The organism is Vibrio sp. 10N.286.52.C3 (genome assembly GCF_041468865.1).
Lineage (GTDB): Bacteria > Pseudomonadota > Gammaproteobacteria > Enterobacterales > Vibrionaceae > Vibrio > Vibrio crassostreae_C.
On sequence record NZ_JBFRJM010000028.1, the window covers coordinates 203,711 to 226,824 of the forward strand.

Below are 23,114 nucleotides of genomic sequence, written 5' to 3' on the forward strand. Positions count from 1 at the left end.
TGTTCACTATATTGGTTGTGAATGTTTCGCTTTTTATTGTTTTATTCTTCTGCTGACATGCCTGCGGCTAAATATGGAATAAGAATATCGACCACTGCCTTAGCATCTATCTTTCTGTCATAGTCATTCTCTGCAATTTCTACCAGAGCCTGACTTGATGCCATGGTGAATACACAAGTCCCTAGGGTGAAGTGTAATCGCCAAAATAACTGTTCTTGAGTGAGGTTCGGATTCGCCTTCATTACTGACGTTGTAAACAAAGAAAGTACTTCGCTATAACGGGTAGTAATGAACCAACGCAAGTGTCCTTGCACATCTGTATAGCCTCTGCCGATAAGTAACATGAACCGGCTTGTACCATTTGGCCTAACATCATTAAGTGCTCTTAGTGGCTGTCTCAGAGACTCAAACACGTCACTCATAGAATACGTTTCGTTCAAGTTTAAGTTCACTAATGCATCTTGCAGTGCTGGCATAAATGCTTCTAAGTAACGATTGAGTACCGCACGAACCAGAGTCTTCTTATCGCCAAAGTGATAGTTCACTGAAGCTAAGTTGACATTCGCTTTACTCGTAATCGTGCGTAAAGAGGTGTCATTAAAACCGTGCTCAGCAAATAAGCCTTCAGCCACATCTAAGATTTTGTCTTTGGTTGTACTTCTTGGTGCCATTTCAATCACTCGTATTAAACAACTGTTTGAAATATACGCTTAGCACATTTATTTAACAAGCAAGCAACATCACATTTTCACAAATTGGTCGTACCAGTTAATAAAACTCAGCACTAACCGATTGAATCGCTGTATGTTTACAAAAAAAGAAAAAAATAATGAATTTTCTTGGAACTGAAATGGAAATGGTGGGTCATAAATTATATAGAAAACAGCGTATTTAGAAGTTTAACAGGCCGTCAAACTTGTTCTTCTCACTGCTTTCTTAATTACTGCATTTTCCTTATTAACTCCTATACTTGTATCCGCCCAAACCACGTTGGTTTGGGCTTTTTTTTTGTTTGTTGTTTGGGACGAGAGTGAGCCTTACTTACCCCTCTTCACAGCTACAGCTACAACTACAAACTAAACAGCGCGATCGATTCTTTTTATATTGTCATTTTTTACTAAAAATCGAACTACCATGCTTGGCACATTGTTATCACTGGAACTCGTATTTCAAACAACCTACTAGCCAACGTTTACCTATCTGAGTCCAAACCTAATACTACGTTTCCTCTATTTACGGTGCATCCATTCGAAGCTTGCCACTTGCTACTATTGGTAAATTAATCAATAAGGATAGAGACTTACATTCGAAATAAAGCCAACAAACTTAGCAATTTCTTGCAGATGTCCTAAGCTTCGTTTAATACCCTTTTCAATTAAGTAGTTAAACGCTTGTTGGGAAGCGGCGGGAGCTTTTAAAAGTAGAAGGAGACCTACTTTGAGACTGTTGAAATTACCTATTATGTGTTGCTTAGTTATTGTAGCTCCACTATCTGCTCAAACTTTAGAACAGGCCGTAGCCATTACCTTGGCTACAAACCCTGAGATAAAGAGTATCTTTAATGAGTTTGTGAGTGTACGGAAACGAAATGACGCCGCAGGTGGTGCTTATAGACCTAGTATCGACCTGGATGCTGGTATTGGTTACGAAGGCATAAACCCTGCACCAAATAACGGCCCCGATACCGATCTCACAAGAAAGGAAGCGACGATTTCCCTCACTCAGTTGCTGTGGGATGGTTCATCGACTCTCAATGATATTGATCGTACTGCCGCAGAAGCAGAATCGGTTCGTTTGCAATTGCTCGCGGATGCCGAAGACAAAGCGCTGGAGGTAACACAAATCTATCTAGATGCAGTCAAAGCAACTGAAGTTTTAGCCCTTTCGGAAAGTAACCTCGCTATCCACAAGAAAATCTATAAAGACATCAAAAAGCGTGCAGTCTCAGGCATAGGCTCAACCGCAGATGTATCTCAGGTAGAAGCAAGGATTGCAAAAGCTCACGGCAACTTATTAGCCGCACAGAACAACCTAATTGATACCCACACCCAATTTAGAAGAATAGTGGGTCAAGAACCGCTTGGCTTAGTCTACCCAAGAGCCGATATTTCTATGATTCCTCTGTCATTATCAGACGCGCTTGTTGATGCTCTGGACCAACACCCAGTCATCAAAGTCGCGACTGCAGATGTCGATTCAGCGCACTTCCAGTACAAACAATCAAAAGGGGTTAACTACCCGACGTTCTCTATCGAGGCATCTCAATCATGGCGAGATGATGCTGGAGGCGATGAAGGTTCGAGCCAAGAGACTTTGGCAATGTTGAGAATGCGATACAACCTCTACAACGGTGGTACCGATAGTGCTAATTCAGAAGCTGCAGCTTACCAACTCAATAAAGCAAAAGATCTAAGAGATCGTGCTTATCGACAAGTTGAAGAAGGCCTTCGCCTCTCTTGGAGTGCATTGGATCTGACGTTACAACAAAAGAACTTCTTGTCTGATCACGTGGATTCGGCGTCAGAAACCGTTATCGCTTATGAGAAACAATATCGAATCGGCAAACGTACGCTACTTGATCTGCTTAACACTGAAAACGAATTGTTTGAAGCCCGCAAAGATTACTTAGATGCGCATTACTCTGAACAGTACGCTAAATACCGTGTAATGAACGCGACAGGCTCTCTATTGAACGCTCTACTGGTCGACATTCCAGACGAGTGGACAACGGCAGTGGAGTATTAATGATGAAGAGACCTTATTTATTACTTTCCGCATTAACGATAACGCTATGTGCATGCTCTAGCCAAAATGAAGAGCCCTACATAGAAACGCCAGAAGCGGAGCAAATTTCAGACCTGCAAGACGATGATAACGATGGTGTGGTCAATGCACGAGACACCTGTCCTGGCACACCAGAGTCGTCTCTGGTAGACAACGAAGGCTGTGGAGAGACGGTTAGCTCGCAAGAAGTCAGACGGCTGAACATCCTTTTCGCCAATGACTCCTATGAAGTTAACCCTATCTTCTCAGATCAAATCACCACTATGGCTGAGTTCTTAGAAACCTACCAAAGTGCATCGATAGAGATTCAAGGTTACGCCAGTAAAGTCGGCGCGAGTCAATACAACTTAGAGCTATCAAAGAAACGCGCTCACCACGTTGAAGATGAACTGTTGTCGAATGGTATCGACCCGAGCCGAGTAAGAGTTGTTGGTTACGGTGAAAACCGCTTAGAGAGCGATGGCAACGATGCTACGTCTCATGCACTGAACCGCCGAGTAACAGCCACAGTTGTCGGACTAAGCGAACAGATCGTCGAGGAGTGGACCATATTTACCACGCTTGAAAAGTAGCGTGACATTGTCACTGTGGATCTAGATGTGACATAGAGCGAGTGTCGAACAACAGCAGCTTAGTTATAAGATCAATAAAGCCGTGATAGGGTTGCCCATCACGGCTTTTTTGTTCTTTGTCGTCACATGAGTCGAGGGAGACTCTGTGACTCTTCTTGCTACTCAGAAGTTGACTTGTTACTCAGTGAGTAGGCTCCCTATTAAGCGAGCCGACTACCGATTATAGTTTTACTTCTTGATGCTTAGTTTTCGGTAGAGAAATACTTAGCAGGAAGTAACCTAAGATAGCTGCAGTCGTTGAGCCCATCAGGATACCTAATCGAGCAAGCGTATCAAACTCTACATTCGTTGGGCCAAATGCTAGTGATGAAATAAAGATAGACATTGTAAAACCAATACCACACAGGACAGATACTGCGAAGATGTTCATAAAGTTCACACCTTCAGGGAGCTTAGCAACACCCAATTTCACCGCACCCCAGCTGAATGCAAAGATACCAAGAGGCTTACCAATCAATAGACCCATAGCGATACCAAGCGGTAGCATACCTGTTAGGCTTGAGATTGAGATACCTTCCAATGAAATACCTGCGTTTGCAAAAGCAAAGACTGGCAAGATTGCAAAAGCGACGTATGGGTGCAGAGCATGTTCTAGATGCTTCAGCGGAGAATGTTCACCTTTATTGCCTTTCAGTGGGATAGCAAAACCAATCACTACACCAGCCAGCGTTGCATGAACACCAGACTTCAATACTGCAAACCACAGAATTGCACCAACAATGAGATACACACTCAGCTTAGTTACATGCTTGTTGTTTAGCATGAACAGCACACCAGTTGCGATGAAACCAACCGTTAACGCAAGCGTTGATAGGTCGCCTGAGTAGAACAGTGCAATGATAACAACAACGCCAAGGTCATCGATAATTGCTAAAGCCAATAGGAACACCTTCAAGCTAACCGGTACACGGTTACCAAGAAGAGCCATAATACCCAATGCGAATGCGATATCAGTCGCTGCTGGGATAGCCCAACCTTGAAGCGCTTCAGGGTTACTTGAATTAAATAGCACGTAAATAAGTGCAGGAGCTAGCATACCACCCACAGCTGCGATAGCTGGGAAGATTGCTGTCTCTTTAGACTTTAATGCGCCTTCTAAAAGTTCGCGCTTAACTTCTAAGCCGATTAGAAGGAAGAAGACAGCCATTAAGCCATCGTTAATCCAGTGAGACACAGACATACCAAGAACGTAACTGTGAAGTACACCTTGGTACATTTCGTTCAGTGGTGAGTTTGCTACAAACATTGCGATCGCCGCAGCGATGACTAGTATGATGCCGCCAGCAGATTCCATTTTAAAGAAGTCACGGATGACGTCGGTCATGATTTCGCCCTTATATTTATTATTTAAATAAACGAATAACAAAGAATAACCACGAGTTTATATCCAAGTTTAATTGATAGATAATCACTTCTTCGGATGTTTAACTTCGGTTTTTCCTACAAATACTAAACAATACGTCGTATATTCCATAATGTTGTTATGCACCATGAATTAAGTATAGATGAGATCATCGAACCTGTATGCACAATTCATTGGGGGACGCTAAAAGGCGCAGGCATAAAAAAAGGCTATCAAATTATAGCCTTAGGTGTTTTTTAGTAGCCAGTTAACTGCATAAAGCCTGTCGCTTCATGACTCCCGCTCGCCTTAATCGGCCCTTCCCAATATGGTATGACAAATGGAAGCCACATATCCCTGCGTATAATACGCGTTGTGAGGTTAATATCATGCTTAGGGACGTTAATGATCCACTGCAAAGGCATCCGTCTTCCATTCATCAACGTTGTATTTTGCAATGGTTGAATGGAAATGTCGGATTCCGTTAATTGGTAAACTTTGCCTGAGCGCGTTGCTAATGTCCCGAATATGTAAGGCAACTGTTGGTTATGACGATAGCGGTTAATGCTCAGCGCTGTGCCGTCATCGAGGTTAAATACAAACCAATCCCAACCTTGTTGGCCCACTCCAAGTAAGCCACTGCCCCACTCTTTATGTACCCACGCAGTTCCTTCCACTTCCTTGGTAACGCCGTCTAGGTTCAACACACCACTCAACGATAAAAATGGAGCGCTGAAGTTATAAGACGCGACAGGTAATAAGTCGTGCTTTTTCTGATAACCGTTATCGCCGTTGAGCACATAGGGCCCTTTTGCAATGGTGTCGAGTTCAAGTCCAAACGTGTCTGTTTGCACTTGAAGGCGTCCTGGGAATGGGGTGTTGCCGAGTGCACGCCAGTTCCAGTTATCAATCCAAAGCCTGAATGGACGATTAGTCATTCCCGCTTGGCCAATGCCGCCACGAGCCATGCGCTGTTCTTTCCATACTTTGGACTTAGAAGAGACCACTACATTTGAGATATAGACTTGAGGGCTTTGCCACCCTGGTGTTTCACGTTCGTCCGTTGCGATACGGAAAAAGCTCCACTGGACCGAATAGTCTTTACCATCATCACCTTTCAAAGATGCAAAGTAATGCCACCACTCGTGCTGAAACTCTGGGTGGAACTTAAAATCTTGTGGTAGCGAAACATTACGGTCTGGCAAAACAGGTTCGAACACATTGAAGTGTTCATTAACCAATATTGAGTTAACTTCATTCACGCCCTTTTCACCAGGATCGATGAAATAGGAGTAATAACCCCAAACACTTAAAAAGATGCCGAAGAAACTGATTAATAGCAGAGAAGACAGAATTCGTTGTCTTAACTTAGTTGAAGTATTCCGTAAAAACATACTAAAGCGCATCCCTCAGTGACTTCATCGGAGTGTTCCGAATCATTCTCATCACTGGTAAAGCACCAGCTAGCATCAATGCTGCCATGGCCCATGCAAATGTCTGCAAATAGTCCCAAGGAATCACTTGTAACTCAAGTGACCACCCAAAAGACTGCTTTATCACGATATCAACAATTAGGCTCGCTAGCGCTAATCCGAGCGGAATCGCAATTAAGGAGGAAATAAGCCCAAACACAAACAACTGCAAACTACCTGTCAGGATCAGTTCTTTCGCCGAGACACCCAAACAGCGCTGCAAGGAAATATGCCTTTGGCGAGACACTTCTCCCGCAACCGTCGCAAAGAAAATACCGAAGACGGCGATAACCAAGGTGATGTTACCTAATGTATCTGCAATCGCGAACGTCCTATCGAACACCCGCATCGCTTGACTGTGGATGTTGTTGTTATCGAAAACGCGCTCGGAGCCAAGCCTGAATACGCTTTCTAATCGGCTGCGAAGCCCTAATGAATTCACATCGTCTTTGAGTATTACCCCAAGGCCGACATTACCCCGCCCTGCAAAGCCATACAGCCAGTTTCGATGCGACATCATGACTTGATGGTAAGGATTACCGTAATCGTAATAAACACCGACAACCTGCCAACCAGAGCCGAGACTATCATAGAGGTCAATGTAGTCGCCAGGGCGAATCCCCAGCTTGAGAGACATCGATTCACTGATCAACACGCCTTTAGAGTGATGTAAGTGATACCAGTAATTCGGAATACCTAATTTGATCGTCAGCGCTTCTAGCTCACCTTCAGAAGGCCCCGTACTGACCACCTGAATACTACCGACTGGAGACGCCACATCTTTCTCCCAACGCCACCAAACCGAATCCACTTCAGGTTGGTCGGATAACCAATTACTCATACGAGCAGCGGCATTGTTGGTTGGGTAGATATACAGATCGGCAGCCAAACGCTGTGTTAGCCATTTATCAGTGGTATCTCTAAAGCTACCGACCATGGTTTCTACACCAATATTGGCTGTTAAGGCTAACATAAACGCCATCGTCGCCACGCCACGGTAGCTCATACTGGAAGCTGCATCAGCAAAGAACCAGCGAGCACGAACCCAGCGCAACGAATAAGAGAGGCTGTTAAATAACTTCCACATCAAAAACGGGGTAAATAGCGCCACACTGATCAGCATTAGCGCGATAATCGCAAAACCCGTTTCTTGAGTCTGAGGGGCTTGATACACAGCAACAGCAGCAACCAAGAAGCCACAGCCAATCAACGCTTGCCAAGTGAACTCGGTACCCGCAAAACGCATCAAAGACAAACGAGAAGACAGACGAATCGGTTGAGACTTAAGTAAACGAACCAGTGGCCACGCACACGCTAAGAAAGCACCAATCAATGCCATCAGTAAGCTGTAACCACTCCAACGCCAATTCCAGTCGATCGTTAAGCCGACGTTAGCGTCGTATAAATCGCCCAAGCTTGAAGATACGGCAGGTAACAATTGGTTTGCTAGCATCACGCCAAATACATTGCCGCAGATCCAGCTCAGTAAAACCAATAGCAGTAACTCTAAACAGAGCGCTTTAGTCAGTTGCCAACCAGACACACCCGTTTGTCTTAAAATCCCGACTAACGGTTGACGCTGAATAAAAGAAAGCGACATTGCTTGATAGAAAATGAACAAGCCAACCACAAACGACAGCATACCCATCGCTTTTAGGTTTAAGTGGAACGCACTGGTCAGCGACTCAAGCTCTGCCTTAGAGCTACGAGAGATCGTCAAACCATTAGGTAACATATTTTTAAGACGTTCAAACTTCTCAGTGGGCATGTCTGAACAAGCAATCACTGAAAGCCCAGCACTTCGTTTAAGCATTCGGAGCAAGGAGATATCCGCAATCAACCTTGTACCATTAATCATATTATTTTGATCAACAACCACAGGACCAAGTTCAGAACCATCCATCAAAGGGATGTAATCACCGTTGTGCCATTCCATGTGTTCAGCAAGATCATCACTGACAAGGATTGGATATGGTGGCTTCATGAGGTTCAAAGCGGTGAGATCTTTTAACGCTATACCAGGTTGTAGCTGAAGCATAGAAACAGGATCTATACCGACAACCATGAAGTTTGCGCCATTTTCATCAGTGATACGATGGTGATCAAGAGGAGAACACTGTTGAAAACCTTCACGGCGAAGTTGGATATAAAAGCCTTGCGGGATTTTATTGGCGTTGTGTTTTGGTCGAATACGGTAAGGAAGAGGATTCGAAAAGAGTTTTTCGCCATGCGCATAGCTTTGCTTGGCGTGTTGGTTGATAGCAGTAACACCAACCAAAAGTGATACGCCGAGGGTTAAACCAAGCCATACCAAAATAATCTGCAGTGGGTAACGTCGATAGTGACCGAGTAGTGCCTTAACTACGGGCCATAACATGCAGTTGCCCTCCTTGCAGACGGATCCTACCATCCATATGCAGAGCTACTTTTTCACTGTGTGTTACCAACAGCAACGTACATTCTAATTGACGAGCCAAAGAGGTCAGCAAACGCATTACCGCTTCTGCATTACGCTCATCTAAACTACCGGTCGGCTCATCGGCCAGCAATATTTTTGGTTCCATATACAGCGCACGCGCAATGGCCGCACGTTGTTGTTGGCCACCAGACGCTTCTTCAGGGTAACGGCCAAGTAAAGGCATAAGATCTAAAGCAGAGAGAATCTGTCTCCAGAGACCTTTGTCTTCAGGTAAGCCTTTTAACTGGCGGCAAAAACGGATGTTATCGGCAATATTTAACGTTGGCAGTAAGTTGAATTGCTGAAAAATATGGCCAATGTTGTTTCTGCGATAAGCGGTGCGGTCACGCTCGGTTGAGTCGTGCATATTGAAGTGAGGAAAAGCGATTTCACCTGAGTCCGCTAGGTCTAAGCCCGCGATAAGATTCAGTAAAGTACTTTTACCTGAACCGCTTTCTCCCATTAATGCCAGCTGGTCACCTTGGTTTAATGTTAATTCAGCACCTTGCAAAACAGGGTGAAACTCCCCCCCATCGACATAGCCTTTACATAGGTCTGACAGCTTTAACATTAAACAGCTCGCATTAGTTAGAATTTGGAAGGAGAATCTACACTAATTCCCTGTTAGGAGGAAGTATTTTGAAAGATAGATCACACGCCAACGATAAAGTGATGCGATTGGTGCGCCCTACTTCAACTTCCTATCAAGTTTTTAATCCATTTTCTTGTTTTCATGCGATAGAGCGACCCGCCCCACTTGAGGACTTCTTCCGTTAGGAAAAGCAGATATACCCACTCAGGTGGAAACTTAAAATAGATAGCCGCGATGGCTGCCAATGGGATACCGATCACCCACTGAGCAATCAAATCTTGATAGAGGCAGAACTTCACATCACCACCCGCTCTCAACACCCCAACGATCACAGTCAATGGCACCGAGCGAATGACAATACCCACACAGAGGATCAGAATGAACTTCTCTGAGAGGGCTCTGGTTTCTTCCGTCAGTGCGCTAAAGGCATTAAGTATTGGCGTTTGAACGAAATAGAGAAAAACGGCTACAACAATACTAGTTAAGAAACACAAAATTGTTAAGCCAAGCGCTTGATAGTAAACCGCTTCATTGTTTTTCGCACCAAGTTGATTACCCACCAAAACAGCTGCCGCATTCGAAAGGCCAATCAATAAACTCAATGAGATAGATTCAACCGGCGTCATGACCGATAGCGCAGCCAGACCTTGAACGCCCGATTGCCCCATGATCGCGTGGTAAGCAAACAAACCACCCGCCCATGCTAAGAAGTTAAACGTGGTCGGCAGAGACAGCTTCAAGAAGCGAACCACCTTATCAATCGAAGCTGCCGCTTTAATATCGCAAAACTTAAATGCTAATAAATGCTTAGAGAAATAGAGATAACCAAACAAAGTCGCGACTTCAATCGCGCCACTCAGTACCGTCGCAATCGCCGCACCTTTGATTCCAAGCGCAGGAAAGCCTAAGTTACCGAAGATCAGCACCCAGTTTAAGAACACGTTAGACAGGATGCCGATACCGCTGAAAAATGTACTTAGCCCGGGTTTGTGCATCGCTCTCAAACCCACAGCCATACTGCTGACACACGATACCGCTAGCATGCTAAATGACGTAATTACGATGTATTCAACGCCTAAGTTGATGACCTCTTGAGAGTCGGTCGTCACGCCCATGATTTGTGCAGGAAATGAAACGAAAAACGCGATAGTCAGTAAAGCAAACAGTGTCGACACCAGCCACGTCAGCGCAGTGCTTTCTCTCACACCTTGTCTGTTACCCGCGCCCCAATATTGAGCAGTAAGAAGAGCACCGCCCGTGGTAACACCCACCAGCATAATGGTCGTCACGAACATCGCTCGGCTCGCCACCCCCACAGCTGCGATGTCTGCTTCGCCAAGTTGGCCCAACATCAATACATCCACCAAGCCTCGGCTTGAAAACATAATGCTCTGCAAGGTGATGGGCAGTGCAATCGCAATAAGCCTGCGAACAAAATCACCTCGTGTGTGATGAATAATTGAAGAGAGCAACATAGAGAGATACCTAAACGGAACGTATTGATGAATAAAGATAAATATCGCGCTATTATATCAATGTTCGGTTTTTAACCACAGATATAAATGGAGTAACAATGAAGAAAGTACTGGTTTTAGGCGCTTCTGGATATGTTGGTTCGCAACTCCTCCCTCTCCTGCTTGAGCAAGGCTATCAAGTCACGGCAGCAGCAAGGCATATCGACTATTTAAAGGCACGGACCGAGCCTCACGAAAGCTTATCGCTTGAGTATCTTGATCTGGCCGATCAAGCTGCGACACAAGCCTTAGTCCCCGACTTTGATCTTATCTTCTTTCTCGTCCATGGCATGGCGGAAGGCCACGACTTTATCGATTATGAGCTGAACTTAGCCCGTAACTTTGTTTCTGCTCTTGGGCCAAAGAATCAACACGTCATCTACCTGAGTTCTTTACAGCCTCAGACTGGTGATTCAGAGCACCTTCAAGCGAGAAAGAAAACCGGCGAATTGCTTCGTAAAGGGCCTGTACCCGTTACCGAACTTCAAGCTGGCGTGATCATTGGCCCAGGATCTGCGGCATTCGAGATCATGCGAGATTTCGTGTACAACTTGCCGATTATGATTGCGCCAAAATGGGTTGACTCTAAAGCCAACCCGATTGCTTTGCAGAACCTGAACCACTATTTACTAAAACTCGCACAAGACACGCCTAGCGAAAGCCAAACCTTTGAGGTTGGCGGGCCGGATATTGTCTCTTACCGAAACCAATTTGCTCATATTGCTAAAACCGCCGATCGTCCACTCAGACTATGGGCGACATCGCTACTGACACCAAAGATTGCTTCATATTGGTTAGGTGTGGTGACTTCTGTACCGTCTAACATAGGTAGAGCACTACTTGCAGGCTTAAAGCACGACTTCATCGCCAGTTCGACCATCATTAGAGAAAAGTACCCTCAGAAGCTTATCTCGTTCGAAAATATGGTTGAACAAGCCATTCACGCTGAAGGAAACTTTGTCAAAAGCAATGTATGGGGCTTTGATAAAACCGCATTCAAACGCTGGCAAGCTGGGTATGGCTATTACCCGAAGAAAACAGGCGCAAGTATCACCTCAAGCGCTTCATTGGAATCGCTTTGGCATGTTGCTCAGCAAATCGGAAGCCCGAAGCAAGGTTACTTCTTTGCTAACACTTTATGGCGCACACGCGAATGGTTGGATGTTCTTTTCGGTGGCGGTGTACCGGTTCGACAAATGCCAGAAGGGCCCAACCTAAAAGTCGGTGACAAAATCGATTCATGGAAGGTCATTCGCTGTGAAGAGAATCAGTTTTTATCTCTGCTTTTCGGTATGAAAGGCCCCGGTTTAGGGCGACTCGAGATTACTGTCTCTGACCACGGTGACTCTCGCGAGCTGAATATCTCGGCTTGGTGGCATCCAAAGGGGTTTCTAGGGTTACTGTATTGGTTTGCTATGATGCCAGCCCACCTGTTTATTTTTAAAGGCATGGTGAAGGCAATTGAGAAGCAAGCTAAAGAACAGGATTAAAAGCAGATGCGGGATTCGGGTAACGGGATGCGAAAAGACTTAACAGCAAATTAGCGACACGCGCTATGAGAGACAAAAAAGAGCGGATAATTCCGCTCTTCGTATCTCTCATCTCGAATCCGCTATTAGCCGATAACGCTAATTGGGATCTCAGCCAGTTGGTTGCCTTGGTTAGCAGGGTAAACGATGTATTCACCGTGATACTTCACCGCAGACTTATAGTCCGTTACTTTGTGAAGCATGAAGCCCGCTCCCATCGCCGCTTGGATGAACTCAGCATGGTTGCCACGAACAAACCAGTTCATTGGCTTAACCATCAACTCCCCGTCGAAAGAGTCGTCACACTGTTTACCGCATAAAGCAAAAGAGTGCTCGCCATCGGTGAAGAATTGAATCTTGCCGCCAGTCGTTAGCTCGTCTTCACTCGATACGCTCCAACCCATCTCGTACATTTTGTCCATGAACGCTTCAACATCACTGTCTTTTAGCGTTTTAGGCTCTTCGCCTTCAGGGAAAAAACGTCCGTAAAACGCAGAAATACGTTTAAAGGTAAAAGTTAAATCAGAGTTGTTGCCTTTTGAGCGACCCTGTTTCTGCCAGCGAACTAAGTCAGGCACAATCACGCGATCATAAGCTTGAGATTTAATCGCTTTTGTTACCCAACGAACAAGATAAAGGTTGTTCGCTATAGGCGCGTCGATCGCTTTGCCAGACTTATGCAGAGCATATAGCTCGCCCAGCGCATCGTTCACTAACTTCTGAATTTCAATATAGTATTTTGACATTATGCCTTCTTTCCTAATGTCCAATATAGTAATGCTGACAGTATTGCACATGCTGCCATCACCATAGCCATTGGCCCTGCAGTGTCACTTGGTAGCATTGCAACAATTGCTCCCACCACAGAACCAGTACCAAATCTTAATGTGCCCGCAAGCGAAGATGCTGTGCCTGCCATATTCGGGTATCCGCTTAAAAGTAGCGCCATTGAGTTACTACCAATGGTAGACAGTGTGCCGATAAACAGCATCACGAATGGCACAATACCCCACAAACCGATATCTAACATCCAACCGACTAACAGACCTAAGCCCGCAAACAGTTGAATGGTTAAACCGACTCTGAGCATAGCGTGAGAGCCCACTTTCTTAACGATTCGACCGTTGATGCTCGTCATCAAGATCATAGCAACAATATTCAAGCCGAACAGGTAGCCAAACAGATCAGGGCGAACGCCATAGATATCGATGTAAACGAATGAACCTGCCGTTAAGAACGCAAACATCCCTGAAAATGAGAATGCACCAGAGAAAATCAGGCCCATCGCCGTTGGGTTCTTACACAGTCGAGCATAGTTACGAATCGTTGTTTTAAAGCGCAATGGTTGTCGGTTTTCTGCAGGAAGCGTTTCTGGGATCTTCATCGATACCGCCAGAATCACGATCACCGCAAAAATAGCCAGAACCCAGAAAATTGAACGCCAACCGAACCACAACGCTAAGTAACCGCCAATCATCGGAGCAACCAATGGCGCAACTGTCATCACCAAAGTAACGAAAGACATGGTTCTTGCGAAATCTTCACGATCGAACATATCTCTTACCACCGCTTGGATGATAACGGCCGCCGCAGCACCAGCAAAACCTTGAGCGGTACGGATGTAAGTCAGCGCTTCAATGCCATGAGTTGTCGCACTCACCATAGAAGCGATAGCAAACAAGAACACACCAATAAGCAGTACAGGCTTGCGACCATAGCTATCCGCCAACGGGCCATGCAGCAACTGCCCCAGCGCGAAACCTGCGGTATAGGCTGTTAGCGTGATTTGTACCTCACCCGCCGTCACACCAAGATCTTTAGCAATGGTCGGCATCGCTGGCAGATACATATCAATGGCTAGCGGAGTAAGTGCACCAATCGCACCTAGAATCAAAAACAGCACTAAGCCTAATTGAGGTGTTTCTAGTTGGGAGCTTTGGCTCTGTGAGGTCGATGTTTGCATGGTTCTCCGAATGTTCAACTGATAGAGCTAGGGACTAGCGTGAGTACGCGAGTCAAAGATTGGCTGAGACTTTCCTAGTACCAGTCAACATCATCAGCCGACGCTATCCATGGTCGGCTTTACAACGAAAGGGCTATTTCCAGATTGAATCGACTTCTTCTTGCGTTAGGTAACGGTATTCACCTAACTCTAAAGATTCGTCCATCTCAATTTCGCCAATACGTTCACGGTGTAGTGCTTCTACCTTGTTACCAAGAGCAGCAAACATACGTTTAACTTGGTGGTATTTGCCTTCGTGAATCGTTAGCAATACTTCACGCTCTGCACGAACTTCTAGGTGTGCAGGAAGTGTTAGGCCATCTTCGCTCTTAAGCTGGATGCCCTCTTTGAATTTTTCAACGTAATCGTCTTCAACAGGTTCAACCAACCACACACGGTACGTCTTCTCGCACTTGTGCTTTGGCGAAGTGATACGGTGAGACCACTTACCATCGTCTGTAATCAACACAAGACCTGTTGTATCAATATCTAGACGGCCAGCAAAGTGCAGCTTGTCCATTTTGATTTCATCAAGTAATTCAAACGCGATACGATTTGCGCTATCTTCATGCGAACAAACAAAGCCTTCAGGCTTATAAAGCATGATGTAACGTGGGCCGTGAACATTCAGTTCATTGCCTTGCCATTCGACAACGCACTCTTCAGTTACCTTGAGTGAACCGCTTTTTTGAATGACATCATTTACTGTCACTGCCTTGGATTTTAATAAGTGTGTTGCTTCTCTTCGAGTGACGCCTAATGCATCGCACAGAAATTTATCTAAACGCATGAATACCTCAACTAATCTAAGTCGGGTATTATAGTCACCTTTGCTCAATTAGTTGAGCTATTTCACACTATTTGTTTTCCTTCTTACAAGACGCGATATGTATACACTCCGCCCGTACCAAGCTGATTCTGTAAAATCAGTGATTCATTACTTCAGAAAACACCAAACTCCGGCAGTGCTCGTGCTTCCGACAGGTGCAGGAAAAAGCCTTGTGATTGCAGAGTTAGCAAGGCTTGCGAAAGGTCGAGTGTTGGTGCTTGCTCACGTAAAAGAGTTGGTTGAACAGAACCATGAAAAGTATGAAGGTTACGGGCTGAAAGGCTCGATTTTCTCTGCGGGTTTAGGACGCAAAGAGACCGACCAACAAGTCGTGTTTGCTTCGGTGCAATCTGTGGTGCGAAATCTCGATTCATTCTCTAACCAATTTTCGCTGTTGGTTATCGACGAATGCCACCGTGTTCCCGATGAAAAGACCAGTAGTTATCAGAAAGTCATCACTCACTTACGCGAGAATAATTCGGGCATCAAGGTGCTTGGATTAACAGCGACCCCATATCGTCTTGGGATGGGTTGGATTTATCAATACCACACTCGCGGTCAAGTGCGTTCAGATGAGCCACGTTTCTTCCGCGACTGTATCTTTGAGCTGCCGATTCGTTACCTGCTCGATGAAGGTTTCTTAACTCCTGCACGCATGATTGATGCACCCGTGTTGAGCTATGACTTTTCGCAGTTAAAGCCCGCGAGCACTGGTCGCTACAAAGAAGCAGAACTCGACATGGTGATCGAGCAATCGAAACGAGCGACCCCACAGATTGTCGATCAGATTATTCACCTAGCCCAAGATAAACTAGGCATCATGGTATTCGCTGCGACCGTTCGACACGCGCAAGAGATCCTCGGCTTATTGCCAGAAGGTGAAGCTTCAATTGTGATTGGTGATACACCAACTCTCGAACGTGACCAAATTATCAGCGACTTCAAAGAACGTAAAATCAAGTTCTTGGTTAACGTATCGGTATTAACCACAGGTTTTGATGCGCCACACGTCGATTTAATCGCGATTTTGCGCCCGACAGAATCCATCAGTTTGTATCAACAAATCGTTGGCCGTGGCTTACGCCTATCTCCGGGTAAAAAAGAGTGTTTGGTGCTCGACTATGCGGGCAACAGTTACGACCTCTACCAACCTGAGGTTGGCGACCCTAAACCCGATTCAGACAGTGAAATCATCACCATCCCTTGCCCTGCGTGCGGCTTCAATAATAACTTTTGGGGCAAGCTAGACAGCAATGGCTTCTTGCTTGAGCACTTTGGGCGCAAATGCCAAGGCTACTTTACCGATGAAGACACGGGCGAGCGCGAGCACTGTAATTATCGCTTCCGAGCGAAATATTGCGGTGAATGTGGTGCTGATAATGACATTGCTGCGCGCATTTGTCATGAGTGCGATGCAACCTTAGTCGACCCAGACAAAAAGCTAAAAGAAGCACTGAACCTAAAAGATGCCTTGGTATTTGAATGCTTGGAAATGGACCTCAACGTGCTTAAAGACGAGAAAGGTAAATCACAACTTAAGGTCACCTATCGCGGAGAAAACCAAGCGCAAGTGCATGAGTTTTGGTCATTAACCAGCAAAAAGCAGAAGCAGAACTTCAAAGACCAGTTTGTTCGCCCTCACCTTGCAGACAGACATCGCCCTTTCGAAGAAGCCTCACCGACGAAAGTGGTTGCTCACCAACATAGATTCCGCCCACCTCAATTCGTGATTGCCCGTAAAGTCGGACGCTTTTGGAAAATGAGAGACAAGATATTCGAAGACGAACTACAGCAGCGTTAAGGTTAAGAATAAAAGTAAGTCTTACGTTCTTAACACTCGGCAATTAATCTTATGTATTAAAGCCTGCGTCATTTAAGCGTTAAGTTTTTCGGTATCAAATTCTCATTATTAATCAGGTTCACTTTCTGTTCAGAATTACTTTTTTATACTGAACGCTATCAACCTTCTCTAGGATTCGCTATGTTTAGTAAAGCTATGATTTCTTTGTTTTCTATAAGCTTAGGCTTATTTGTTTCTGCTGGCGCATGGGCTGACTCACATCATAATGGTCATGAATTAGTGCAGGACGTTCATAAAGCAGGAACCAGCATCGAATTTGAAGAAGATCAAGACGAAGTCTATGAAGCCGTACGAGAAGGCTACATTCGCCCTTTCTCAGAAATGTATGCGGCGGTTGAAAACGATCTTCATGGCAGAATCATTAAAGTAGAACTAGAAGAAGATGACGACATTTGGGTGTATGAACTAAAAATCAATTACCAAAACAACATCATCAAAGTCGAATACAACGCTGAGACGTTAGAAATGCTTATGATCAAAGGCCGCAACTTTAAAGACGCAATTAAACACGGCGACTAGTTACGTACGACGAAGAGCTAAGCACGACGAACAGTCATTAGAAGAAATTAGAAGAACAATTATGAAAATTTTAGTCGTTGAAGATGAGCCTCGTTTGGGCCAACAAATTATTGAAACACTTGAGGGGGCCGACTGGGTTCCAGAGCTCTCTCAAGATGGTATCGACGCACTCTACCGTGCAACGTCAGAAGAATGGGACGCGATTGTCCTCGATTTAGGTTTACCTAAGCTTGACGGCCTAACGGTATTAAAAGGCATTCGAGACGAAAACATCAACACGCCAGTGATTATCTTAAGTGCTCGTGACACGCTAACTCAACGTGTTGAGGGCTTGAACGCCGGTGCTGATGACTACCTAACTAAGCCATTTGAGATGGTCGAGCTGATTGCCCGTATCCGAGCTCAACTGCGCCGAGCGTCAGGCAGTGCGGCACCGATACTTCAAATTGGTGATTTAAGCCTAGATACACGCAGTTCTAAAGTGTTATGGCAAGGCCAAGCCGTCAGCTTGACAGCATTAGAGTACAAAGTTGTTGCTTACTTCATGCATAACCAAAACAAGGTTATCTCGCGCACTGAGTTGGTTGAGCACATCTACAAACAAGACTTCGACCGCGATTCAAACACCGTGGAAGTGTTTATCGGGCGTATTCGTAAGAAAATCGCACCTAAGATCATCAAAACCGTTCGTGGCCTTGGCTACCAACTGAATGCTGAATAATGCTGTATTTAATTAAGCTAAGAGCAGTCGTCAATTTAAGCACAACCATCAATTAAGTGGACAGCCTGTGCTGACCATCGTTGTTCTCATAGCAAGATGAGCAAAGACAGGCTGATAACGTATGAATCTAAAAAAACGAACACTGAAAAACATCAGTCTAAAAAGCCGCTTGCTCCTCGCCGCGGCTTTTTGGCTAGGTGCGATGATATTAGCGGCAGGCGTTGGAATACCTAAGTTGGTTAACGATTACTTGGTCGATGACGTCAAGCAACAGCTCAGCCTAACCATGGACGAGTTAACCGCCAACATAGAAACCAACGACAATGGTAACCTCATCATGGCAGAGCGTCTGTCTGACCCTAGGTTTAACCAACCCTACAGTGGTATTTATTGGCGAGCTGCTACCCAAGACCAGATTATTCGAGCTCGATCTCTATGGGACAAAGACCTCACCATCAAGCGTTCTCCTATCCACACATCGGTCAAAGGGCCACAAGATGAGAAGCTGATTTACATTGAGCAAGACATCTACTTACCTGAACTAAATGAGCCCGTTACCATCACCATAGGTATTGATGAAGACCCACTAGAATCCACATTGACCGAGCTTACTAGTCAAGTATGGTTGATTCTGATGTTGTTGTTTGTGGGTGTGCTACTGCTCATCGGCATTCAAGTCAGTTGGTCGTTATTACCACTCAGCAAGATGCAACGTGAACTGGTAATGTTAAGAAACGGCGAGCAACAAGGGTTAAGCGATAACTACCCGAAAGAGGTTTCTCCGCTAGTTTCTGACCTCAATGCCCTACTCTTCCACTATCAAGAGTTATTGGAGCGAGCTCGCAACCACGCTGGAAACCTATCTCACGCGTTGAAAACACCGCTTTCCGTTCTGAAAAATGAGATAGAGCGACTGCCCGAGGATGACAAAGCACTGCTGCAACAGCCCATTCATCAGATTCAAAGCCAAATAGATTATCACCTTGGCCGAGCGCGTATGGCCGGTGCAATGAACATTCTTTCTGTGAAGTCTTCACCTTGCGAGCGTGTCGAAGCGATCTCAATGGCGTTTGATAAAGTGTATGCCGCCAATGAAGTCACCATGATTAACGAGCTAGACTCTGAGATTGAAGTGGCGGTAGAAAAAACCGATCTTGATGAAATGGTCGGTAACCTACTCGAGAACAGTTACAAGTGGGCGAGCAGCATTATTCGAGTCCATGCAAATGAACTCGACGATGGCAACATAGAATTGGTGATTGAAGATGATGGCCAAGGCATTCCTGAAGAGAAACTTGAGCAAGTGACCAAACGTGGCGTTCGACTCGATGAAACCACACCAGGAACAGGCTTGGGGCTTAACATCGTAAATGAAATGGCGCACAGTTACCGAGGCAGCTTAACGCTCGGCAAGAGCTCAATGGGCGGATTAAAAGCCTCTCTGGTACTTAAAATAAGTAAAGGCTGAACAAGCTAAGTAAAAGTTAAACACAATAAGCCCTAACGTAATGCTAGGGCTTAGTTCTATCGACCTTATATACAAACTCTATATATCGTTCACAGCGACATCCCAAGCTTGGGAATCATCACTCAGGGTCGTTGCTCCAATCATTAAAATTCTACCATCAGTATAATAATCATGATCTTCATCGATCACTTCCACAGTTGCCAATGGATACTTATCTAACTCAATATCAGGCAGTAACGTACGAATCTGATTAGCGAGCCTATCTCGCTCTTCATCAACGTTAGGGTCAATGTTATGAAGTATGGTCACAATACCTGAATAAGGAGTGACTTTAAGGCCATCATCATAGCTGATTGCGCCTAACCATTGAGGCTGATTAGTTTGAATATCAACACCAGCACGCCACCAGCGAATATGGCTGCGCTTCATCAGGTTACCCGGCAATTGAAACGCCATATCTTGCGGCTTATCTCGCCAATATAAATCGGACACTGGCGGCGTTTTGTCTCTGAGCAATGCGAGATAACCAGCCCATTCAATCTCATTTCTAGAAAAGGTTTGATTCTCTATCCAGCCTAATTGCTGCATTAAATCTCTTGGGGTTGCGCCAACATAAATCACGTTGATCGCTTGTGCTGAATAGAATGACGATTTCCCTGGGAATGCTTTATAGGAAACCGAGTTCCAATCTACTTTACTAATTTGAGCCGTACCTTGTTGATTCTGAAAATCATCGGCCTTCCAGAAAAAGTGTGCGTAATTTGCAAACAATACCCACGCCAATAACAGCGCACTCGACTTAAGTACCAAACGTCGCCACTTCATTCGATAACCAATAATGGTGAAAACCAATACCGCTAATACCCCGACGATCAAACTATGATGCTCAGAGATAAATATCTTAAGGCTATTAAGCCACGGAAAGTTTTCAACGCCGTGTGCCAGTAACATACCCCAAGCAACAAACTGTCCGCCACCAAGGGCCAAGCCGATAAAGGCTAATACACTGAAGTTGCGCCACGGTACACGATGCGAGCCAGCTATAAATGGCACAACCCAAGCAATAGGCCCTAACAAACGAGCAAAAAGAATGATGTACGTGCCTTTGCGAGCAACCAGATAGCGGCAGCGCGCAATTAATCTTTTGGTTTTAGGACGAAACTTAATGAGCCTTCGTTGCGCCTTAGCACCGTATTTATAACCAATGAAATAACTGAGTTGGTCACCAAGCAAACCACCTAGCATCACTAAAACCAACGCCATCCATGCACCTGAATACAGCTGAAAGCCCGCTGCGATAAAGAAGGGCTCTCCCGGTACAAATAGGTTTGGGCCAATGAGAGCATCACCCAATGCTCCCAGAAACAACCCTAGTCCATCAAACATAACAACCTCAACGCTTACTGTTCTTTGTAGTGACCAAACTTGTAGTTCATCTCGTTGTTACGCATTTCACCTTTAAAGAAGCGTCTTACATTGGCTTTAAGATAAGTAGAGCCTGTCTTCACAACGCCATCTTGGTCTAAACGACGTGGGTCAAACCCAAAAGTCATATTCAGGAATCTAAATCGCCATGTTTTGCTCGCACGTTTTACGTAGTCACAGTCTTCACACAGTACGATCTCTTCATCGAAACCGCCAATCTCATCATGCGCTCGTTTCGTCGAGAAAATACACGCGCCAATCGCCGTTGGGAAAAAGAACTGGGTAGTAAACAAGCCTGCGTTAAATAGCCCGTAACCAAACTTGTGCACAAGCGGCAGACCTTTCGAACTCATGTATACTCCGGCCACTTCAAGCTTGTTCTCTTCTAGTTCATAAAGCGCTTTCGCAAGGAAGTTTCGAGGCAAGCTCACATCGGCATCTAAGAAAAGAATTCTGTTATATTTCGCCAATGAAGCACCTGTGTTTCGACCAAGGCTCACACCACGATTTTCCATGTGATGGACAGTTAACTTTGGCAACGCGTTTTCATAAGCTTGTGCCACTTCTCTTGTGTTATCTTCACTGTTCGAGTCGACAACAATCACTTCAAACTCTTGGTGGGTTTGCGCGCTCAACTCTTCCATCAAGCGGCTAATGCGTTTATCTTCGTTTAGCGTAATTACGACAATGCTTACCGGTTCCATATTTTCACCTATTCATTCAGCTGTTTAATTAACAATAAGATTAACGAACTAAGACTTAACCAAGTCTTAGGCAAACATTCATTTTCCGTTCATTAACTTGATGATTTAGCAGTGATATAAATAGATAAGGATTGCGATGTAAAAGGGAGTAAAATGCGCTAAACAAGCGTTAGCGAACGTTTTATCTCCAAACGAACCCATTATCGAAGGAAATTCACTTTGAGATGGGCTTCTGACTTGCTCATATTGGAATGTGATGTTAGTATCCGCGCTCGCTTAAGCATGAACTTTTATGTTTAAGCATTACCACACACTCAAGGTCGCATTGAGGTGTGAAGTTAATTTTTACTAATTTGAGAGTAAAACTATGAAATTTGAAGCAGTAGTACGTACTGAACTAGGTAAAGGTGCGAGCCGCCGCCTACGTCACGCTGGTAAATTCCCAGCTGTAATCTACGGTGGCGAAGCTGAAGCTGTAGCTATCGAACTTGTTCACGCTGACGTGATCAACCAAATGGACAAGCCTGAATTCTACGAAGCAATCACTCTACTGATTGACGGCGCAGAAGTTAAGGTTAAGCCACAAGACGTTCAACGTCACGCGTTCAAGCCAAAAGTTGAGCACATGGACTTCATCCGCATCTAATTCCCTACCAAGGAATAAGATTGGATTAATCCAGCCTTCTGCATAGAAAAGATAATCGATCTTACCAGTCGAGAAATCTAGAAATTCGAAACCCCGATGCTACCAACATCGGGGTTTCACCGTTTTTGAGCCCTCAAAAAACGTCCAAAACATCTTATCGAATCCAAACTAAAGATACCTACCCACGCGCTCTACTTCTTTCAAAGCAATACCATCGGCTGCTATACCAACAGGAGCTGAACCTAGTGAATACCACTTAACATCATCAGCCTCTTGAGCGGTGATATCTCCTTCCCAGTCACTCACGATAAAATAATGAATCAACTGAAGTTCCTTCGTAGGATGGTAAAGCGAACACAAGTATTGGTAATCAATCGGAACAACATTAAGCTCTTCATCAAGTTCACGAAACAGCGCCTGAACCTGGTTTTCACCGTGTTCAATATGGCCGCCAGGTATAGTGATTAAACCGGGATCGGTCTCCCTAGACTCACTACGCTTTTCTAGTAATACCTGCGATTCCTTCAGCATGATAAAAGAAACACACTCGTGGACATCCATCTAATTTTCCTAAAGCCGTTACAAAGGTAGTTAAGTTTGTTGTTCTAGCTTGTGT

Annotated in this window: 20 protein-coding genes; 8 read left to right on the top strand and 12 right to left on the bottom strand. The window is 44.9% G+C overall.

The features are described from left to right. Positions 1-41: 41 nt before the first annotated feature. Positions 42-671 carry a TetR/AcrR family transcriptional regulator gene (locus tag AB4138_RS11890; RefSeq protein WP_017065403.1) on the bottom strand — a complete coding sequence of 210 codons (630 nt, stop codon included), beginning with the start codon at positions 669-671 and terminating at the stop codon, positions 42-44. 766 nt (positions 672-1,437) lie between these two features. Between AB4138_RS11890 and AB4138_RS11895 the strand changes: the two genes are divergently transcribed. Continuing rightward, positions 1,438-2,745: a TolC family outer membrane protein gene (locus AB4138_RS11895; protein ID WP_372306173.1), complete on the top strand. Its 1,308-nt coding sequence runs from the start codon at positions 1,438-1,440 to the stop codon at positions 2,743-2,745. After that, entirely contained in the window at positions 2,745-3,356 is a 612-nt protein-coding gene (locus AB4138_RS11900) for an OmpA family protein (protein WP_017060388.1), read from the top strand. The genes AB4138_RS11895 and AB4138_RS11900 overlap by 1 nt, the downstream gene beginning before the upstream one ends. 220 nt (positions 3,357-3,576) lie before the next feature. Here the strand turns inward: AB4138_RS11900 and nhaA are convergent, their stop codons facing one another. From nhaA to AB4138_RS11925, 5 genes are all read right to left on the bottom strand, one after another. After that, positions 3,577-4,740, bottom strand: a complete 1,164-nt coding sequence (nhaA, locus tag AB4138_RS11905; protein ID WP_372074202.1) for a Na+/H+ antiporter NhaA — start codon at positions 4,738-4,740, stop codon at positions 3,577-3,579. 275 nt (positions 4,741-5,015) lie between these two features. Then, a complete protein-coding gene (locus AB4138_RS11910) occupies positions 5,016-6,164 on the bottom strand; it encodes a lipocalin-like domain-containing protein (protein WP_017068753.1) in 1,149 nt (382 codons plus the stop codon). Continuing rightward, positions 6,154-8,607, bottom strand: coding sequence for an ABC transporter permease (locus AB4138_RS11915; RefSeq protein ID WP_137001714.1), 2,454 nt, complete (start codon positions 8,605-8,607; stop codon positions 6,154-6,156). Before AB4138_RS11915 ends, AB4138_RS11910 begins: the two co-directional genes overlap by 11 nt. Then, positions 8,588-9,259, bottom strand: coding sequence for an ABC transporter ATP-binding protein (locus AB4138_RS11920; RefSeq protein ID WP_017060385.1), 672 nt, complete (start codon positions 9,257-9,259; stop codon positions 8,588-8,590). Before AB4138_RS11920 ends, AB4138_RS11915 begins: the two co-directional genes overlap by 20 nt. Positions 9,260-9,381: 122 nt before the next feature. Beyond that, a complete protein-coding gene (locus AB4138_RS11925) occupies positions 9,382-10,755 on the bottom strand; it encodes an MATE family efflux transporter (RefSeq protein ID WP_017060384.1) in 1,374 nt (457 codons plus the stop codon). Positions 10,756-10,853: 98 nt separating this feature from the next. Here AB4138_RS11925 and AB4138_RS11930 point away from each other — a divergent pair, with 98 nt between their 5' ends. Then, positions 10,854-12,284 carry a DUF2867 domain-containing protein gene (locus tag AB4138_RS11930; protein WP_017066073.1) on the top strand — a complete coding sequence of 477 codons (1,431 nt, stop codon included), beginning with the start codon at positions 10,854-10,856 and terminating at the stop codon, positions 12,282-12,284. Positions 12,285-12,409: 125 nt separating this feature from the next. Here the strand turns inward: AB4138_RS11930 and AB4138_RS11935 are convergent, their stop codons facing one another. From AB4138_RS11935 to rsuA, 3 genes are all read right to left on the bottom strand, one after another. Next, positions 12,410-13,069, bottom strand: a complete 660-nt coding sequence (locus tag AB4138_RS11935; RefSeq protein ID WP_372306176.1) for a DUF2913 family protein — start codon at positions 13,067-13,069, stop codon at positions 12,410-12,412. Next, positions 13,069-14,286: a Bcr/CflA family multidrug efflux MFS transporter gene (locus AB4138_RS11940; RefSeq protein ID WP_136974835.1), complete on the bottom strand. Its 1,218-nt coding sequence runs from the start codon at positions 14,284-14,286 to the stop codon at positions 13,069-13,071. The genes AB4138_RS11935 and AB4138_RS11940 overlap by 1 nt, the downstream gene beginning before the upstream one ends. A 133-nt stretch (positions 14,287-14,419) precedes the next feature. Then, positions 14,420-15,115 (bottom strand): 16S rRNA pseudouridine(516) synthase RsuA, encoded by a 696-nt coding sequence (gene rsuA / locus AB4138_RS11945; RefSeq protein ID WP_372074199.1) that lies wholly within the window; start codon positions 15,113-15,115, stop codon positions 14,420-14,422. Positions 15,116-15,212: 97 nt separating this feature from the next. Here rsuA and AB4138_RS11950 point away from each other — a divergent pair, with 97 nt between their 5' ends. The 4 genes from AB4138_RS11950 to AB4138_RS11965 all read left to right on the top strand — a co-directional run bounded on the left by AB4138_RS11950 (position 15,213) and on the right by AB4138_RS11965 (position 19,723). Beyond that, positions 15,213-16,955, top strand: a complete 1,743-nt coding sequence (locus AB4138_RS11950; RefSeq protein WP_017066075.1) for a DEAD/DEAH box helicase — start codon at positions 15,213-15,215, stop codon at positions 16,953-16,955. 180 nt (positions 16,956-17,135) lie between these two features. Continuing rightward, a complete protein-coding gene (locus AB4138_RS11955; protein WP_017066076.1) occupies positions 17,136-17,534 on the top strand; it encodes a PepSY domain-containing protein in 399 nt (132 codons plus the stop codon). 61 nt (positions 17,535-17,595) lie between these two features. Then, complete coding sequence (locus AB4138_RS11960) at positions 17,596-18,255, top strand: response regulator transcription factor (protein ID WP_017060377.1); 660 nt, start codon at positions 17,596-17,598, stop codon at positions 18,253-18,255. Between the two features lie 121 nt (positions 18,256-18,376). Continuing rightward, positions 18,377-19,723, top strand: a complete 1,347-nt coding sequence (locus tag AB4138_RS11965) for an ATP-binding protein (RefSeq protein ID WP_372306179.1) — start codon at positions 18,377-18,379, stop codon at positions 19,721-19,723. Positions 19,724-19,801: 78 nt separating this feature from the next. On the opposite strand, the gene AB4138_RS11970 is transcribed toward AB4138_RS11965, so the two are convergent. Both AB4138_RS11970 and AB4138_RS11975 read right to left on the bottom strand, forming a co-directional pair. Continuing rightward, on the bottom strand, positions 19,802-21,109 hold the full coding sequence (locus AB4138_RS11970; RefSeq protein WP_372306182.1) for an LssY C-terminal domain-containing protein: 1,308 nt from the start codon (positions 21,107-21,109) through the stop codon (positions 19,802-19,804). Positions 21,110-21,123: 14 nt separating this feature from the next. Continuing rightward, a complete protein-coding gene (locus AB4138_RS11975; protein WP_372306185.1) occupies positions 21,124-21,852 on the bottom strand; it encodes a glycosyltransferase family 2 protein in 729 nt (242 codons plus the stop codon). A 367-nt stretch (positions 21,853-22,219) separates the two neighbouring features. Between AB4138_RS11975 and rplY the strand changes: the two genes are divergently transcribed. Continuing rightward, the gene (gene rplY, locus AB4138_RS11980; protein ID WP_017060373.1) at positions 22,220-22,498 is read left to right on the top strand and encodes a 50S ribosomal protein L25; all 279 of its coding nucleotides are present in this window, start codon (positions 22,220-22,222) and stop codon (positions 22,496-22,498) included. A gap of 168 nt (positions 22,499-22,666) precedes the next feature. On the opposite strand, the gene AB4138_RS11985 is transcribed toward rplY, so the two are convergent. After that, positions 22,667-23,059 (bottom strand): NUDIX hydrolase, encoded by a 393-nt coding sequence (locus AB4138_RS11985; protein ID WP_137001722.1) that lies wholly within the window; start codon positions 23,057-23,059, stop codon positions 22,667-22,669. Positions 23,060-23,114: the final 55 nt, after the last annotated feature.

Coding starts and splice junctions, on each gene's coding strand:
- AB4138_RS11890 (WP_017065403.1), bottom strand. CDS start 671: ATGGCACCAAGAAGTACAACCAAAGACAAAATCTTAGATGTGGCTGAA.
- AB4138_RS11965 (WP_372306179.1), top strand. CDS start 18,377: ATGAATCTAAAAAAACGAACACTGAAAAACATCAGTCTAAAAAGCCGC.
- AB4138_RS11955 (WP_017066076.1), top strand. CDS start 17,136: ATGTTTAGTAAAGCTATGATTTCTTTGTTTTCTATAAGCTTAGGCTTA.
- AB4138_RS11930 (WP_017066073.1), top strand. CDS start 10,854: ATGAAGAAAGTACTGGTTTTAGGCGCTTCTGGATATGTTGGTTCGCAA.
- AB4138_RS11920 (WP_017060385.1), bottom strand. CDS start 9,259: ATGTTAAAGCTGTCAGACCTATGTAAAGGCTATGTCGATGGGGGGGAG.
- AB4138_RS11950 (WP_017066075.1), top strand. CDS start 15,213: ATGTATACACTCCGCCCGTACCAAGCTGATTCTGTAAAATCAGTGATT.
- AB4138_RS11925 (WP_017060384.1), bottom strand. CDS start 10,755: ATGTTGCTCTCTTCAATTATTCATCACACACGAGGTGATTTTGTTCGC.
- AB4138_RS11900 (WP_017060388.1), top strand. CDS start 2,745: ATGATGAAGAGACCTTATTTATTACTTTCCGCATTAACGATAACGCTA.
- rplY (WP_017060373.1), top strand. CDS start 22,220: ATGAAATTTGAAGCAGTAGTACGTACTGAACTAGGTAAAGGTGCGAGC.
- nhaA (WP_372074202.1), bottom strand. CDS start 4,740: ATGACCGACGTCATCCGTGACTTCTTTAAAATGGAATCTGCTGGCGGC.
- AB4138_RS11960 (WP_017060377.1), top strand. CDS start 17,596: ATGAAAATTTTAGTCGTTGAAGATGAGCCTCGTTTGGGCCAACAAATT.
- AB4138_RS11970 (WP_372306182.1), bottom strand. CDS start 21,109: ATGTTTGATGGACTAGGGTTGTTTCTGGGAGCATTGGGTGATGCTCTC.
- AB4138_RS11985 (WP_137001722.1), bottom strand. CDS start 23,059: ATGGATGTCCACGAGTGTGTTTCTTTTATCATGCTGAAGGAATCGCAG.
- AB4138_RS11910 (WP_017068753.1), bottom strand. CDS start 6,164: ATGCGCTTTAGTATGTTTTTACGGAATACTTCAACTAAGTTAAGACAA.
- AB4138_RS11975 (WP_372306185.1), bottom strand. CDS start 21,852: ATGGAACCGGTAAGCATTGTCGTAATTACGCTAAACGAAGATAAACGC.
- rsuA (WP_372074199.1), bottom strand. CDS start 15,115: ATGCGTTTAGATAAATTTCTGTGCGATGCATTAGGCGTCACTCGAAGA.
- AB4138_RS11940 (WP_136974835.1), bottom strand. CDS start 14,286: ATGCAAACATCGACCTCACAGAGCCAAAGCTCCCAACTAGAAACACCT.
- AB4138_RS11915 (WP_137001714.1), bottom strand. CDS start 8,607: ATGTTATGGCCCGTAGTTAAGGCACTACTCGGTCACTATCGACGTTAC.
- AB4138_RS11935 (WP_372306176.1), bottom strand. CDS start 13,069: ATGTCAAAATACTATATTGAAATTCAGAAGTTAGTGAACGATGCGCTG.